The sequence below is a fragment of the Ornithinimicrobium sp. INDO-MA30-4 genome (assembly GCF_021535045.1).
Classification (GTDB): domain Bacteria; phylum Actinomycetota; class Actinomycetes; order Actinomycetales; family Dermatophilaceae; genus Ornithinicoccus.
On record NZ_CP091057.1, the window covers coordinates 41,256 to 55,847 of the forward strand.

Sequence of the window (14,592 nt, forward strand, 5' to 3'; positions counted from 1 at the left end):
AGACCGAGCCGCCGGGAACGACCGTGGCCCCGGCGGCCGGAAGTGATGGAATGGAACGGGCCAGGAACCCACCCAGGCGGTCCGGGGCTGCTGCTGTCGTCATGCGTCCAGGTCCCTTCGCAGGAGCCGTTCGATCACTGCCAGGTCGGCGTCGGTGGCCTCGTCACGGGCGGTGGCTCGCTCGGCCGTGGTGGTGCTGGACTCGAGCAGGTGCTGCAGCCGGTCCCGGTGCTCCCGGTAGCGGGCGTCGAAGCGGGCAGGGTCGACCGAGGCGAGGTTGTCCAGCGCCTCATCCAGCAGGATCAGCCGGGGCAGGTGCGCGGGCGTGGCGACCGCGTTCGGGCAGGCCAGGCACATCAGGAAGGAGGCGGTGCACGGCTCTCCTTCCGGCGTGAACGGGCTCTGGTTGAAGTCCAGGCACGCCGTCGCCGCGGTGTCCAGACTGCCGGAGCGGACGGCGTCGGTCGTCTGCGCCGGCAGGCCCAGGTCCTGCACTTGCGCGTAGCGCAGCCGCATCGTGTCTGTGGCGTGCTCGACGGCCGCCGCCTGGCCTTCCAGGATCACGTCCTGGTGAAGGTGGGCGGTCAGGGGTCCGGTCGACGGTAGATGTCCTCACTGACCGCGGCGGAGTTCTGGCTGGACCTGCGGTTGATGACCTGCTCGGACAGGCGCAGCCGTCCGAAATGCAGGTGCAGCAGGCCTCCGTCGTCATCCCGCAGGCCAGCGAGCTGGTCCCACCGGCGCACTGTGCCGCCCTTGGTGAAGCCGCTCGTGACGAACCACCTGGTGGCGTGGTCGGTGGCCCCGTTCGAGGACCCGGAGATCAGCAGTCGGTCCGTGGCATGCCCCAGGTTTTCCATGCACTCCCGGGCTGGTGCGGTGATCGTCAGCGCGGTGCGCAAGGTCCGGGCGTGAGGCCCGGAGAAGGAGTTGGTGAAGTACCTGCGGTGTCCCCTCCTCGGCTTGTCCAAGTGCGAGACCAGCACCTCGTCCCGTCCGGGTTCGGAGGCCAGGTCGGGCACCACCATCGACTCCAAGGTCGACAGGTTGTACCCGCGGTCGCACACCAGCGCTGCCATGATCGACAACACCTCCACCCTGGTCGGGAAGAGGGCGTAGGTGGGGTGCAGGTCCCCGGTGCCCAAGACGGTAGCGGCTTGTCGGGCAGCCTCGCTCGCGCCGCTGCCGAACCGCAACCGCCCGTCCTGCACGAGCCGTTCGAGGAGCTCGCCCCGGGTGAGGTGGGTCCCGTCGTAGGGAACATCGGGCCCGTCGTCGAACTGGCCGTCACGGTGGCGCTCGAGCGCGGCGACGTTCGCCGAGATCCTCGCCTCGCACACCCGGCCCAGCTCGCCGGCGCGACGGCGAATGGCCTCGAACTCGGCGACCGAGTAGGAGTCGTACAGCCTCTTGCGTGGTTTGTGGGTCCGCTGGGCGAGGGCGCGCCTGGTCAGGGCACCGACCTCCGGTACCTCCTTGAGCAGGACCCGCATGATGTTCACCTGACCAGGCCACCGGTTACGTGCCTCCCGTTCGCCACGCCAGGCCCACCAGTGCTCCGGGCCGAGGTCGCTCAACGTGGTGATGTTGATCCCCAGCGGTTCCAGGCTGCGCAGGAACGCCAACGAGGTGCGGTGCGCGGTGTTCATCGACGCGGCTGAGCGCCACCTGCCGTCAGGTCCGGTGGCCGCCGCGAACGCGTCGACCAGTTGTTGGCGTACCTGACCGTGGGCCGGGCCTGGCTGAAGTCGAACGGGCCAGCCTCCTGCCCGTCCGTGCCGATGACCGACACCACCAGCCGGGTCGGGTCCAACCGGTCGGGGCGGCGGTAGCCCGCTGCTGGCATCGACACCGGGGTCACCGTATTCCTCCGCCGTCGTTGACGAGGCCGGTGGCGGTCAGGTGCCGCTCCACGAAGTCGGTGAACTCCTGCTCGCTCTTAGTGGAGTCCTCGGCGTTGAGGAACAGGTCGACCTGCAGACCCGAGACCGGCTCCAGGTAGATGTCCCGGGTCGTCTGAGGGTTCGTGTGCCCCAGCAAGGTCTGGACCAGGGTCCACGGGTCGCCGAACAGCATCCGGTAGTCCTTGCGTTCCTCCGGCGTCAGGCCCATCCGTCGGTCGAACGCGTGCAGCAACGTGACCAGCATCCGTAGCGCGAACGAGTGGCGCAGCATGTGCGGGTAGCAGGAGACCGGGACTCCCAGTCGGGCGCACCGCCGGTTGGCGGTCGAGAACACCGCCTCCCAGGACTCGTACCGCATCGGTAGCCCCGAGTCGCCCAGGAACAGTGCGGCCGGTGCGAGGCCTGCCTCCTCCTGGACGAACAGATGGACGCGGTCGCGCCAGTCGAGCTGGTCGAGGGTGGTTGTCCGCACCTGTCCGTCCCCGTCCCGGACCCGGAGGCCTAAACGGTCCTGGCCGGCCACGACCTGACGGCCCGGCATGTCCTCGTACCGGCCCTCACGTCGAGCTCGGGACACCGCTTCGGCCCTGGTGGAGAGCACATAGGCCTCCAGCTGCCGACGCGCGGAGGCGGACAACCAGAAGTCCCGGCCCCGTCCCTTGGCGACGCCAGCACCCACCCTTGCCCGCAGGAACTGGCCGCGGTTGTCGACGGCGGGCAGCTCCTGCACCAACAACGTGCCGGCCTCCTCAGCCGCAACCCGCTGGACCAGAGCAGGTCGGCGAAGGCCACGTTCCGTCCATCGTTGCGCCCCCGCCAGGAGGGGTCGGCCGAGCCATCTGGCAGCCGGCCGGCAAGACTCACGTCCCGCCACTGCCGGTACGCGCCCGGTGTCAACCACTTCACCCGGACAGGCCGAGCATCCCGGGGCCGCAGCGAACGCGGGCCTGCACCCTCAGCAGAAACGACTTCTTCGGCGGCCGGGTCACTGGCGATCACGCCACGCTTGTGCTGCCAGGCGAAGAACTTCTTGCACGCCGCAAGCTCACGACTGAACTTCGCCCCGGAGACCCGGTGCTCGTTGTCCGGATCGCGCCGACGCCAGTACTCGAAATCCAGAAGATCTGACGTCGCCGTCTCCCTCCACGGCCTTCCCTGCGACTCCAGGAAACTCAGGAAGAGACGCAGATCCTTGGCGTAGGACAACTGGGTCTGCTCCGAGAGCAACTTGTAGCTCGCCGACGCGAAGAAGGACAGCACGTCTACGTCGGGCGCGCCGTCCGGTCGGAGCAGGAAGGGCTGCCCCGGACCCAAACCTGCTGATCGCTCCTCACGACGAGCTCAGCCGCCCTCGAAGTGCCCACCCCGTGTCCCTCAAGCAGCGAGCGGCCCAGCCTCCACATCACCGGGGTCGGGCTCGACATGGCCACACAGTACCCCGCAACACCCCCGCTTTCGGGGGAACAGGGGTTGCCGATGATGACGCGGATGTCGAGGGCGCGTTGGTTTTCGACGCGTTCGTTGTTGTTGGTGAAGATGACCAGGTCGTTGATGTCGTCTTTTTCGGTCATCTGGAAGGTGTCGGTCAGCACGATCCCACCAAAAGCCTCGTATGGGGCTTCAATGTCGGCGTTGGTCATTTGCTGTTGGAATGTGGTTTCGATGTTGATCGCTGCGATGTAGTAGGCCAGCAGCATGATCTCGTTGGCGTGCAGCTCTGAGGCGTATTTGCGGGCTAGGTCGTGGGGTTCGATCAGGCCGGAAGCGATCAGTCGGGTGATGAAGGTGCCGGTGCCGGTGAACGGGTCGAGGACGTGCACGCCTTCATCGGTGAGTCCTTTGCCGAAGTGTTCGCGCGAGAGGTGGTCAACGGAGCGGATGATGAAGTCAACGATTTCGGTGGGGGTGTAGACGATGCCGAGTGCGTCGGCTGCGCGGGGGAAGGCGAGTTTGAAGAACCGTTCGTATAGTTCGGTGATGATGCGTTGTTTGCCTTCAGCGTTGTCGATACCGGCCGCGCGTAGGCGCACGGATTCGTAGAACTTTTCTAGGGGTTCGGTCTCTGCTTCGAGGTTCGCGCCTTCCAGGGTTTCGAGCATGGTCTGCATGACTTTGGATACTGGGTTGTGTTCAGCAAACTGGTATTCGGAGAACAGTGCGTCGAAGACGGGTTTGGTGATCATGTGTTGGGAGAGCATGTCGATCGCGTCGTCCCGGTTGATGCCCTCGTTCAGGTTCGCTTGCAGCGCCCGGTGGAAAGCATTGAACTCCTCGGCTGCGTGCCCGGATTCTAGGATCGCCAGCAACCTGGTGCGGTGGTTGTCAGCGATGGTGGCGACGTCTTTGGCCCAGTCTTCCCAGTAGCGTCGGGTGCCGACCTTTTGAACGATTTTGGCGTAGATCGCGTCGCGCCACTCTTCGAGCGCTTCCCAGTTGAACGACAACTGCTTGGGTTCGGGCTTGTCTGTGGTGTTTGTGGTGGACTCGTCGTCGTTGCCGCCGACTCCGATGACGTTGATGCGTTGGTCGCGGGTGTTGTTGAGCTCGATTTTGTTGATCATGGCGTTGAAGCGTTCATCGTGGGCGCGTAGGGCTTGGAGCACGTCCCAGACGACGCGGTAGCGGTCGTTGTCTCTGAGTGCTTCTTCGGGGCTCATCCCTGCCGGGATGCCGATCGGCAAAATGATGTAGCCATACTTTTTACCTGGTGAGCGGCGCATGACACGGCCCACGGATTGGACGACGTCGACGACAGACTTGCGGGGGTTGAGGAACATCACGGCATCCAACGCAGGCACGTCCACGCCCTCAGAGAGGCACTTAGCGTTGGTGAGGACACGGCAAGAGTCTGTGCCGGGGTCAGTTTTGAGCCAGTCGAGTTCTTCGTTGCGGGTGAGGATGTTCATTTTGCCGTCGACGTGATGCACCGTCGTGTTCAACGGTGGCCGCTCACCATCGTCCTCACCGATGCTTTGGTTGCGGACGTAGTCGCCGATAACTTCATCGAACACGCTGGCGAACTGTTTGGAGGCTTTGATGTCGCGGGAGAACGCGACAGCACGCTTCATTGGTTCAGGGTCAACGGAAAAGTCGTGCTCGGCCTGACCAATTTTGCCAAGCCGTTCCAGCAGCCCACGATCCTGGCCACATCATCGAGTTTGAGTTCGCTATTGGCTTCCATCGTCCCTTGGAACGTGCGAGACACCGAACCTTCATCAACGGCGAGGACGAGCACTTTGTAGTCCGTCAAAAGGTTTAGGGAGACCGCTTCGCCGAACCCGAGCCGGTGAAACTCTGGGCCGAACAGGTTCTCGTCGTCCATGGAGGCAAGGATGGCGTTGGACTGCCCGGCTTTGGCTTTGGAATTGTCGTCATAAATGCGTGGGGTCGCCGTCATGTACAGGCGCTTAGACGCCTGGATGAAGTTGTCATCGTGGACTTTGACGAACGCTGACTCATCCTGACCGGCCAAGGTTGCGCCGGTGGTGCGGTGCGCCTCGTCACAGATGATCATGTCGAACTCGGGTAGCCCAGCATCTTCTTGTGCCTTCGCGACCACCTCAATGGACTGATAAGTCGAAAACACCACCGTGATGCGCTTCGCGGCTACGTCCGGGTTGTTGACCTGCCCAGCAAGTTTGACCGGGTCCGTGGTGGCCGGAATGGTGAGGTCAACGAGAGAGATCTCGGGGAGTCATCACTGCGGCCGACTTTGATGTCCGAACACACCGCGAACGTGCGCAGCGAGTTTTCGGCCTCGATGGACCATTCACGCAGCGTCTGTGACAGCAACGCGATCGATGGCACCAAGAACAGCACGGACCCGCCCAGGGGCACTTGTTCTTCGACAATCTTCAAGGAGGTGAAGGTCTTACCCGTGCCGCAGGCCATGATCAGTTTGCCGCGGTCACCGGTTTCGAACCCGGCCCGGACCTTGTCCAGGGCCTCACGCTGGTGAGGACGTAACTGTTTACGTTCTTTCAGTTCCAGAATTTCCGGTGTTGAGATATCGAACTGGTGCCAATCGATCGAAGACTCGACCAAGTCATGCAAACCAATACGGCTCACCGGTTTGGTCTGGCCTTGAATCGCAGCCTCAGCGTTCGGTCCCCAGTTCAGAGCCGTCGAAACCACCAGACGCTCGGTAAACGGGGCTTTGCCTGAGTCAGACAAGAACGAGTCGATGTGCGACTTCTGGAGCAACGTGTCAGGGTCGTAAAATTTGCACTGCACCGCGACCAGGTCACCGGTTTCACGTACACGCGCGACTAAGTCGATGCCGGTGTCCCGCTTGCCGGCGCGGCCGGGCCATTCCATCCACTCCCACACCTGATCAAACCGCTGGGCCCATTCCACATCGTTGAGCAGGAACGATTTGATCAAACGCTCAAACTTGCTGCCTCGCTCCACCGTGGACTGTGATTCGAGGAGAAATTTTTCAAGGAGTTCTTCAACAGTGGATGCCATGGACACAGTTTGGCCCACGTAAGGTTTTGCGGACGGCAGATTCACGCCAATTTTGTTTCTAGTTCGGCTGGGCTCGACCCTCAGCGAGGCTCAGTTCTTCAACCGGGGGTAGCGCAAGAGAGGGTTGCTCAGCCTTTGCTATGGAGTGGCATAGGCGCCGCGAGCTTGTAATGCGTCGTAGAGCGCGCGTCGGGAGCAACCGAGGTCGCGGGCGATTTTGGTTTTGGGGATGCCGGCTTCGACCTTGTCGTGGGCTTGGGTGATTTGTTCGGGAGAGAGGGCTCGACCTCGTCCTTGGTAGACGCCTTTGGTGCGGGCGATGTCGATGCCTTCGCGTTGGCGTTCTTTGATGAGGGAGCGTTCTAGTTGGGCGACGGCTCCGAGCATGTGGAGCTGGAACATGGCGAACGGGTCTTCGGCGCCGGCGACGAAGGTGAGACGTTCGGTAACGAATTCCACCTCAACCTGCTTGTTGTTCAGTTCTTGGATGATCTGTGCCAGGTCAATCACCGAGCGGGCGAGTCGGTCCATCGAAGAAACTCGGACGGTGTCACCGCGACGGACATGGCGCAACATCCGGATGAGTTCTGGGCGTTCGGCGCGGGATTTTCCGCTGACATGGTCGGTGAACGTTTCATCGACGGTGCCGATGGCGGCGATCTGCCGTGCTGGGTTTTGCTCGACGCTGCTGACTCGTACGTAGCCCACGATTTGTCCCGACATGTTCAGACCCTAGAACAGATGTGTGCATCTATGGTGTTTGATACTCCAGATGCTCCGATAGGTCATTCGGTGTGGATGTGTGTGTTTGGGGTGTACCCCAGACGCTCACAGGTCCCGTGGTGACGCTTGGGAGTGCGCCCGGAGGGGAGTCCTACAAACTTTCGTTTCATTCGTTTTGCCGGTAGACTCGGTATATGTCGATGCTTACACGCCGCCTTGTTCCTGCTGATGTAGCGGAGCGCGGAAGTGCGCTGCTCCGTGAGTCACTCGATGATGCTTCGACCATCACCTTGGGTTCTGTCACCGTCGAGGTGAGCGATCATGCCCGGACGGTGTTGACCGAGGTGTTGGATGAACTCGCGGCTGGTCATCGGGTCGACGTTCTCCTGTTAAGGAGATGTTGAGCACGCAGGAAGCAGCAGACCTGTTGCGAGTGAGCCGACCGACTCTAGTGAAGATGCTCGAAGACGGACTGTTGTCCTACGAACAACCAGGAGTGCATCGGCGAGTGGCCCGGTCCGCTATCGACGACTTCTTGGCCCACCGCCGCAGCCGTCGTGCCAAGGCCCTTGACGAACTAGCGGAGACGCACGGGTCGTCCGCTCCTGACGAGATTGTCAGTACCCGTTGAGGGACATTGTCGTACTGGACGCTTGTGTTCTAGTGCCCTACAACCTGTCCAGTTTGTTGCTGGCCTTGGCCGAAGAAGGGCTCTACGAGCCGCGGTGGTCCGAACACATACCGAGGAGACCGAGCGGGCGCTGGTCCACAAATTGGGCCAGCCTCTCGACAAAATGGCGCGACGAATCAACGCAATGCGTAAGGCTTTTCCAGAGGCAACAGTGCACGGCTACGAATGGATGGAGGCAGGACTCGAGTGTGACCCGAAGGACCGCCATGTGCTTGCCGCTGCTGTCGCATCGGGTGCCAGCATCCTCGTTACCACCAACTTGAAAGACTTCCCTGAAGATGCCTGCGATCCACATGAGGTGGTCGTTGTGCACCCTGAGCAGTTCCTGTTCACGCTGCTGAACGAAGACACACCCGCCTGTGCCGAAGCCATCGAGAGAGACGCCACACGCAAGAGTCGCCCGCGGATGACAACGCAAGACTTGCTCGCCGGGATCACCGACATTGCGCCCACGTTCGCCAATACGATGCACCAGGTGCTGTTGGCCGGTGCCGAGCCGAGTAGTGACATTCCGGCCCTTGTCGCCGCGCCAGCCGAGAATTCCCCGGCGACCGCATGGAGCAAAAGCCCCAATCCGAAAGACCCGTTTCATGTTGCGCTCAGCTGGTGGACAGCGCTCGGGGAGCGAGGTACATAGACGCCCTGCACGACACCACCCACACTCCAGAGGCTTTCGGGGACTACGCCTGGTGCGATGCGCTACTCGATGACCTGGCGATCGCTTCAGAGGTCTACTACGCAGTCGACGCCCCAGAGCACGTAGCGTTCGTGCGCTTCTTGCCGGGATACCAGAGAGCTCTCAGGTGTTCGCGGCGTTCACCACGCGTAATGGGGCCTTCATGACCTTGTGTAAGTACGCCGACGGAACCTGGCGGGTGGGGGGACTCGGCAAGCACATGATCGGCTCCCGCAGCGTGATCCTCAAGGAGGCAGCAACCTCGTAGGAACAACCGACCTCACGTCGAGGTGCCAGCCCCCAACACTTCCTCGAGTTCGGTTACCCCAAAGTCCCCACGTACGGCCCCGGCGAAAAGACCGCGTCACGCAACCCAGCCAGGCACCTTGGGTACCGAGGGAAACCGACTTAACCACCACCATTCCCGCCCCTTCGTCCCAAGCCGCAGTGCTGAACCCTAAACGCAGCTCGACACGCGTTCTCACACATGGGCCCACGCAGGTGCTGTGGTTGTCTTCAAAAGGCTGGCAAGAGCGATGAACGCTAACGACCGTTTCTGATAGGGAAGACAGGTGACTAGTTATCTATTTTTAGATAGATGGATAACTAGTTTTCACAAGATGAGGGTTTTGCTGGGGCTTGCTAGGCGTGCGGGGTTGAGGATGGGGGATGACTGATAAGAAGGCGAACAGGGCGGGCAAGGATCCACCTAAAAAGGCGGGTTGGTGGGATCAGCGTTCGTTGTTAGTGCAGGTGGGTATGTCCGTTGGGGTGTTCATTGGGCTGTTGGTTGGGACGTTGCTGGGGTTGTGGCTCGGAGGATTGCTTGATGGGGGTATGGGGCCGGCTGTTGCTGCGGTGACAGTGCAGGCGGGTATTGGTGTGGGTGCTGTTGCGGTGGCGACGGTGGGTTTGCGACGTCAGCGTTCAACGGAGGAGGCGTTGAAGACTGAGAAGAAGCGAATCAAGAACGAGCAGAAGAAAGATCGGGAGAAAGCTGATCTTGACCGGGGTAATGCTGAGCGTGAGCGTGTTCGGGGTTTGAGGGATCGGTTTACGACGGCTGCTGGCCAGTTGGGTGATGAGAGCGCTGCGATCCGGTTGGCGGGCGTGTACGCGATGTCGGCGTTAGCTGATGACTGGCTGACCCAAGACGAGCCGGCGGAAGCGGAGGCACAGGTGTGTGTGGATGTGTTGTGTGCGTATCTGCGTACTCCGCGTGATCACGGGATGCGGAAGGAGGTTGAGCCCTATGACGGCGAGTCACCTACGTCGATCTCTAAACATATGAAGGCGTTGTTTGGGCCTGGACCGACGGAGGTCATGTCAGCGATGGGCGTTCTCCCAGGTCAAAGATCTGAAATAGGTCCCTGCTATGTCGTTAAGAACCACCAGTCTTCGAGCGAAACCGATTATCTATTTGGTGAAGGTCTGGACTTTCTGCTGTTGCGCCCCTAGAGTGCAAATACGTTTAGCGAATGCAGGGGAGAGGCAGCCATGAAGCGAACCGCAAAAAAGTACACCGTTGGAGTTTTGGCAGGGTCTCTGTTGGGTTTCGGTTTAGTCGCTCCGGCACTGGCTGAAGGGAATTTCTCAGGATCGTTTAGTAGTTTTTATACTGACAGTCGGTCCAGAACCTGGTACGACGCCGCCAGCGACTCAAGTTCTAATCGCGTGTACTTCAACAGCTGCAACAAAGACTTCTCCGTGAACATTCGCCGCGAGAGGTATGGTCCGGACGTAACCGTAAATACCAGTGAATACAAGGCCAACTGTTACGGCGGAGGAGACTCCATTTACTACACTCAGGCATCGTTTGGCGATAACTACCACTGGAGCGTAAGAAGTGGGTCAAACGTGAACGGTGCTTTCAGGGCTTGGTACTAGCAATACGGCAGTGAGGCTGACCTTCTTCCCCAGGGCCTGGGAAAGGTCGCCTGGCAGGTGCTGTGACCTGGGAGAACGTTGGGGTCGTGACCGGCGTGGCGTGTGTGACGGATGTGGCCTGTGGGCTGGGATTGGAGTTCCTACACAACGACTCCAGACCGAGGGCCACATCCGTCGATGCCATCTTCCCCGACTGTCGGCGCGAGCAGACTCGAACGCGCCGATGACCTCATGTCCACGCTCGCCCGCGTGCCTGATCCCCGCGCCCGACGAGGAAGGCGTTACCCGCTGGCAGGGCTGCTCGCCGTCGCGGTCAGCGCCGTCCTGGCGGGCGCGAAGTCGTTCGTCGCGATCGGCGAGTGGGCCGGTGCGCTGCCTGCGGAGTCGCTGGGCGGACTCGGACTTGACCGGGCACCGGAGGCCTCGACCCTGCGCAAGCTCTTCGCCCGCATCGACGCAGCAGCGCTGGACCTCCAGCTCGCTGCCTATGCATGGGCACGGGTGGAGGTGATCCAGGGGCGACGCGTGATCGCGATCGACGGCAAGAGCGTGCGAGGAGCCCGCGACAGGCGCGAGGCCAACGGGGCCATGCCCCACCTGGTGGCCGCGCTCGACCACGGGACCGGCGTCGTCCTGGGGCAGGTTGCGGTGACCGCCAAGTCCAACGAGATCCCCGCCCTCAGGGAGCTCCTGGCCGGGTTCGACCCTGCTGACCTGCACGGCTGCGTGGTGACGGTGGACGCTCTGCATACCCAGACCGACACCGCGGACGCCATCCTCACCGCTGGGGCGGACTACATCTTCACCGTCAAGGGCAACCAGCCCAACCTCCTCAAGGCACTCAAGCAGCTGCCCTGGAGCAAGATCCGCGTGGTTCGCAGAGCACCGAACGCGGCCACGGCCGACGCGTCACCCGCACCATCAAGGTCACCGACGCCCCCGCCTGGATCGGCTTCGCCCAAGCGGCCCAGATCGCCCAGCTCCGCCGCACCGTCACCCGGCACGGGAAGAAGAGCGTCGAGGTCGTCTACCTCATCACCTCCCTGCCCCACACCAGCGCAGCGCCCGCAGTCCTCGCTGCCTGGACCCAGGGCCACTGGAGCATCGAGAACAAGCTGCACTGGGTCCGCGACGTGACCTACGACGAAGACCGGTCCCAGGTCCGCACCGCCCACGCCCCTCACGTCATGGCCTCCCTACGGAACACCGCGATCGGACTCCTACGCCTCGCAGGCTGGAGCAACATCGCCGCCGCCCTCCGACACCACGCCCGCCAACCACCCGAAACCGTGACATGGCTCCTCACCTGCTGAAACCCGACTTTTCCTCGGCCCTGCCTTCTTCCCTATGGGGTTTCTTAGTGATGTCACCTGAGTACACTAGTAGAATGCTGCAAACAAAGTCTGTGTCGTTCAAATACAGGGGAATCAAGCGCCGTCAGGTTCTGAAAGAAGTAGAATTTACGCTACCTAAAGGGTCGCGGGTGCTGTTGTTGGGACCGAACGGCGCCGGAAAGTCAACTCTGCTGAAACTGTTATGTGGGTATGAGAAGCCGAGCTCAGGCAGTGTTTCGGTGGGCGGAGTCACGAGTAACAAGGCTTTGCGCTCTGGGGTCTCCTGGATGCCACAAGATGCTCGGGCGCTGAGGGGCCTTTCGGTGCACGACCAGATGGAGTATGCAGGTTGGTTGTGCCGGTTGTCGAGGAAGGACTCTCAGTCTAAGGCTGCGGATATCCTTCGTCGTGTCCGGCTGGCCGACAAGCGTCATGAAGCTGCTGCCTCCTTGTCGGGGGGGCAGATGCGGCGTCTAGCCTTGGGGCAGGCGCTAATGTCGCCCGCATCCTTCCTCCTGTTAGATGAACCGACTGCGGGCCTTGACCCAGCTCAGTCGGCTAATTTCCGGGAGATGCTTACTGAACTGAGCAGCGAGGTTGGGCTCCTGATTTCGACGCACTTGGTCGCTGATATTGATGGGCTTTTCGACCGAGTCGTGGTCATTCTGGATGGCTCCATCCGCTTCGACGGCACGCTGGATGAGTTTCGAGCGTTGGGGCCCGATGCTGAATCATCGAGCCTGGCCAGCGTCTTCACCCATGTCGTTTCCGGAGGTCTGCATTGAGCGTTTGGGTGGCGATCAGATGGTCTGGAGCGGTCTGGGCCCTGCCGCTAATCTTTGCCGTCTCTGTCTACGTCGCGGTTATGGAGCGGGCCTACGTAGACGTGGGGTATGACCTAGCCGAGATAGCCCGGAGCTTGGGAGGGTCAATCCTGGCTGGTCCGGTTCTGGCAGCGATCTGCGCTCTACGGGCGCGGCCCTTGTGTGAGTATCTGCAGTATCAACGCCCACGCAAGGGAATGTTGACCTCTGTCGCCTTGACGTTGTGGCCTCTTCTCCTCGGCGGCCCACTTATGGTGTGCTTGGCCGTGGTGAGCGTAACCAGGGCTGTCCCCACGAGTTCCCTTGGCCTGCTCATGATGGCCGCAGTCTTTTTGTCTGTATGTGGCTGCGCTTGGCTCGGAGTGCTCGCCGCGATTTCCCTGCCGCGGGTGCTTGCAGCCCCGGTTGCAGCGGTGGTGTGTTTTGGCTGGATTGCCCTTCCACGGGGAACTCTGAGCGTCGCCCTGCGTAATATCAATTCGACGTTTGATATGTGCTGCGCCTCGACATCTCAGCCCTCTGACGGAGCCTTCTGGGGATCGATCACTTTCTCAGTCATGCTGATTGTCGGGGCGATGATCCTCATCTCCAGCCTCAACCGGACCCGTTGGCGCAGGCCCACCCTCTTGGTTGCCGTTGTTACTCTGATGTTGGGTTCCGCAGGAGTCGCCACCGCGGCAGCACATGCTTCAGATAGCAACCTCAACGTTAATGGAGTCCAGGCACGCGGCGAAAGCACTGTCTGTCGCACTCAGGAGGGCCTCACAGTATGTGTATGGCCCGAAAACGTAAACCGAATCGGCGAAGCCCTCGAAACAGGGCTAGAGTTCAACGCGGGTTTGGAAGGGTCGGTCTACAACCCATTAGCCATATGTCGGAAAAAGCCAACGAAGCCCCGGTCATGTTCGTGGCTAATGTGAGGTTTAGCGATGTTGCTTTACGGCAATCTATCGCTCGTGGCCTGGTGCCGGAAGCAGACACCTGTTTTACTGAGTCGGAAACACCGGCGACTGAAAAGTTAGCCAGAAAGTATGCGCTATTGGGAGGCCTGCCGCTAAGTAGCCTGGTCCAGGCGGGCGTCTCAGGTAGCGAGCTATCTGATTTGCAAAAATTTGCTGAATCCCGGGTGATGAACAAGTCGGCGCTATCCAAGCAGCCCAATCTTTAGTTGAGCAAGAATGCGTGGTAGATGATCCAAGCGGCTGAAACCTACCTCAAAGTAAGACGCTTGACGCTCTTCGTTGCAGCCACCCTGGCTTTCGCAGCGCTCTGCGCGATGTCGCAACAGCGAGTCCTCGAAGTCCCAGGGATCTTCGGCGGCGGAGCTGGCTCACTGCCGCTTAGCGCCATCCCCGTGCTGTTGCTTGCGGTAGCCCTGGCCTATTCGTTCAGCGCGCGACACGCCTACTTTGAGGCATGTGCTCCACGACAACTCGCCGTCTGGGACAGCGGCCTCTTCCTCGCGATGCTGGCCCTCGTCTGCGCTGTGCTCGGTCTGGCAGCGCTACTGTTTGGCATCGAAACTGCCACGATAGTCAGGCACGCTCTCCTGCTGTGTAGCGCTACAGCGATTGTCGGGAACATCACCAACTACGAGCTGGGAGCCAGCGCAGCCACCCTCTGGCTACTCACGGCCAGCGTCTATGGTCCTCGACTCGACCACACAGAATATATTCGCCTCTTCCAACCAGAAGCGTTACCAGAGTTTGCCTGGGCCCTAGCCGCAGTCCTGGTCCTGACTTCTGTTGCGTCGTTCTACGTGCCAGCTAGGCTTGCGTTCCACCATCAGGGCAACCTGGCGTAGAACCACTGCCTCCCACCAGGCGGTGCACAGCGTTGCTACAACTGGTGTCCCGAAAACGCATCAACTGGAACATAGGTAACGCCATCGTCGCTTCCCCGCTCGCTAGGCTGACTGGTCTGAACCGCCGTCTAATCGCCCGCATAGAGACCCTGAACAGGCAACATTACATAATATTGATTATCGGCGCTCTGGATGGGCCCTTGCAGATAGCAGGGAACGCTCCGTTTTCTAGGGCCTCAGTCGACGTTGAGCAACGCTGAGTCCTGGCGAATCTGATCGAGA

The 14,592-nt window shown here is 61.2% G+C and carries 16 protein-coding genes and 2 pseudogenes; 9 read left to right on the plus strand and 9 right to left on the minus strand.

Annotated elements, in window-relative coordinates:
* Positions 1-99: 99 nt before the first annotated feature.
* From L0A91_RS16575 to L0A91_RS16610, 9 genes and pseudogenes are all read right to left on the minus strand, one after another.
* Positions 100-564, minus strand: coding sequence for a hypothetical protein (locus L0A91_RS16575; protein ID WP_235246849.1), 465 nt, complete (start codon positions 562-564; stop codon positions 100-102).
* A gap of 20 nt (positions 565-584) precedes the next feature.
* Positions 585-1,649, minus strand: coding sequence for a hypothetical protein (locus tag L0A91_RS16580; protein ID WP_235246852.1), 1,065 nt, complete (start codon positions 1,647-1,649; stop codon positions 585-587).
* Positions 1,646-1,861 (minus strand): hypothetical protein, encoded by a 216-nt coding sequence (locus tag L0A91_RS16585; RefSeq protein WP_235246854.1) that lies wholly within the window; start codon positions 1,859-1,861, stop codon positions 1,646-1,648. Before L0A91_RS16585 ends, L0A91_RS16580 begins: the two co-directional genes overlap by 4 nt.
* Positions 1,858-2,640: a hypothetical protein gene (locus L0A91_RS16590; protein ID WP_235246875.1), complete on the minus strand. Its 783-nt coding sequence runs from the start codon at positions 2,638-2,640 to the stop codon at positions 1,858-1,860. The genes L0A91_RS16585 and L0A91_RS16590 overlap by 4 nt, the downstream gene beginning before the upstream one ends.
* 326 nt (positions 2,641-2,966) lie before the next feature.
* Positions 2,967-3,164: pseudogene (locus tag L0A91_RS16595) on the minus strand (site-specific integrase); the annotation flags it as partial.
* Between the two features lie 2 nt (positions 3,165-3,166).
* On the minus strand, positions 3,167-4,972 hold the full coding sequence (locus L0A91_RS16600) for a helicase-related protein (RefSeq protein ID WP_235246856.1): 1,806 nt from the start codon (positions 4,970-4,972) through the stop codon (positions 3,167-3,169).
* On the minus strand, positions 4,969-5,493 hold the full coding sequence (locus L0A91_RS17815; RefSeq protein WP_260115348.1) for a DEAD/DEAH box helicase family protein: 525 nt from the start codon (positions 5,491-5,493) through the stop codon (positions 4,969-4,971). The genes L0A91_RS16600 and L0A91_RS17815 overlap by 4 nt, the downstream gene beginning before the upstream one ends.
* A gap of 17 nt (positions 5,494-5,510) precedes the next feature.
* On the minus strand, positions 5,511-6,371 hold the full coding sequence (locus L0A91_RS17820; RefSeq protein ID WP_260115349.1) for a DEAD/DEAH box helicase family protein: 861 nt from the start codon (positions 6,369-6,371) through the stop codon (positions 5,511-5,513).
* A gap of 138 nt (positions 6,372-6,509) precedes the next feature.
* On the minus strand, positions 6,510-7,094 hold the full coding sequence (locus L0A91_RS16610; RefSeq protein WP_235246857.1) for a recombinase family protein: 585 nt from the start codon (positions 7,092-7,094) through the stop codon (positions 6,510-6,512).
* 194 nt (positions 7,095-7,288) lie between these two features.
* Here L0A91_RS16610 and L0A91_RS16615 point away from each other — a divergent pair, with 194 nt between their 5' ends.
* The 9 genes and pseudogenes from L0A91_RS16615 (at position 7,289) to L0A91_RS16650 (ending at position 14,310) form a co-directional block, all read left to right on the plus strand.
* Positions 7,289-7,498: a hypothetical protein gene (locus L0A91_RS16615; RefSeq protein WP_235246858.1), complete on the plus strand. Its 210-nt coding sequence runs from the start codon at positions 7,289-7,291 to the stop codon at positions 7,496-7,498.
* Positions 7,492-7,725: a helix-turn-helix domain-containing protein gene (locus L0A91_RS16620; RefSeq protein ID WP_235246859.1), complete on the plus strand. Its 234-nt coding sequence runs from the start codon at positions 7,492-7,494 to the stop codon at positions 7,723-7,725. Before L0A91_RS16615 ends, L0A91_RS16620 begins: the two co-directional genes overlap by 7 nt.
* A gap of 94 nt (positions 7,726-7,819) precedes the next feature.
* Entirely contained in the window at positions 7,820-8,422 is a 603-nt protein-coding gene (locus L0A91_RS16625; protein ID WP_235246861.1) for a PIN domain-containing protein, read from the plus strand.
* 708 nt (positions 8,423-9,130) lie between these two features.
* Positions 9,131-9,919 (plus strand): hypothetical protein, encoded by a 789-nt coding sequence (locus L0A91_RS16630; RefSeq protein WP_235246863.1) that lies wholly within the window; start codon positions 9,131-9,133, stop codon positions 9,917-9,919.
* A gap of 660 nt (positions 9,920-10,579) precedes the next feature.
* A pseudogene (locus L0A91_RS17825) lies at positions 10,580-11,140 on the plus strand (ISAs1 family transposase); the annotation flags it as partial.
* Positions 11,141-11,202: 62 nt separating this feature from the next.
* Positions 11,203-11,661, plus strand: a complete 459-nt coding sequence (locus L0A91_RS17830) for an ISAs1 family transposase (RefSeq protein WP_397333889.1) — start codon at positions 11,203-11,205, stop codon at positions 11,659-11,661.
* Positions 11,662-11,735: 74 nt separating this feature from the next.
* Positions 11,736-12,467, plus strand: a complete 732-nt coding sequence (locus L0A91_RS16640) for an ABC transporter ATP-binding protein (RefSeq protein WP_260115352.1) — start codon at positions 11,736-11,738, stop codon at positions 12,465-12,467.
* A gap of 910 nt (positions 12,468-13,377) precedes the next feature.
* On the plus strand, positions 13,378-13,674 hold the full coding sequence (locus tag L0A91_RS16645) for a hypothetical protein (RefSeq protein WP_235246866.1): 297 nt from the start codon (positions 13,378-13,380) through the stop codon (positions 13,672-13,674).
* Positions 13,675-13,695: 21 nt separating this feature from the next.
* Entirely contained in the window at positions 13,696-14,310 is a 615-nt protein-coding gene (locus tag L0A91_RS16650) for a hypothetical protein (RefSeq protein ID WP_235246867.1), read from the plus strand.
* Positions 14,311-14,592 lie beyond the last annotated feature (282 nt).

What these genes read in the sequence shown, in the direction of transcription:
- L0A91_RS16650 (WP_235246867.1), top strand. Translation starts at nt 13,696, where the DNA reads ATGATCCAAGCGGCTGAAACCTACCTCAAAGTAAGACGCTTGACGCTC.
- L0A91_RS16640 (WP_260115352.1), top strand. Translation starts at nt 11,736, where the DNA reads ATGCTGCAAACAAAGTCTGTGTCGTTCAAATACAGGGGAATCAAGCGC.
- L0A91_RS16600 (WP_235246856.1), bottom strand. Translation starts at nt 4,972, where the DNA reads ATGAAGCGTGCTGTCGCGTTCTCCCGCGACATCAAAGCCTCCAAACAG.
- L0A91_RS16630 (WP_235246863.1), top strand. Translation starts at nt 9,131, where the DNA reads ATGACTGATAAGAAGGCGAACAGGGCGGGCAAGGATCCACCTAAAAAG.
- L0A91_RS16620 (WP_235246859.1), top strand. Translation starts at nt 7,492, where the DNA reads ATGTTGAGCACGCAGGAAGCAGCAGACCTGTTGCGAGTGAGCCGACCG.
- L0A91_RS16645 (WP_235246866.1), top strand. Translation starts at nt 13,378, where the DNA reads ATGTCGGAAAAAGCCAACGAAGCCCCGGTCATGTTCGTGGCTAATGTG.
- L0A91_RS16580 (WP_235246852.1), bottom strand. Translation starts at nt 1,649, where the DNA reads ATGAACACCGCGCACCGCACCTCGTTGGCGTTCCTGCGCAGCCTGGAA.
- L0A91_RS16610 (WP_235246857.1), bottom strand. Translation starts at nt 7,094, where the DNA reads ATGTCGGGACAAATCGTGGGCTACGTACGAGTCAGCAGCGTCGAGCAA.
- L0A91_RS16615 (WP_235246858.1), top strand. Translation starts at nt 7,289, where the DNA reads ATGTCGATGCTTACACGCCGCCTTGTTCCTGCTGATGTAGCGGAGCGC.
- L0A91_RS17820 (WP_260115349.1), bottom strand. Translation starts at nt 6,371, where the DNA reads ATGGCATCCACTGTTGAAGAACTCCTTGAAAAATTTCTCCTCGAATCA.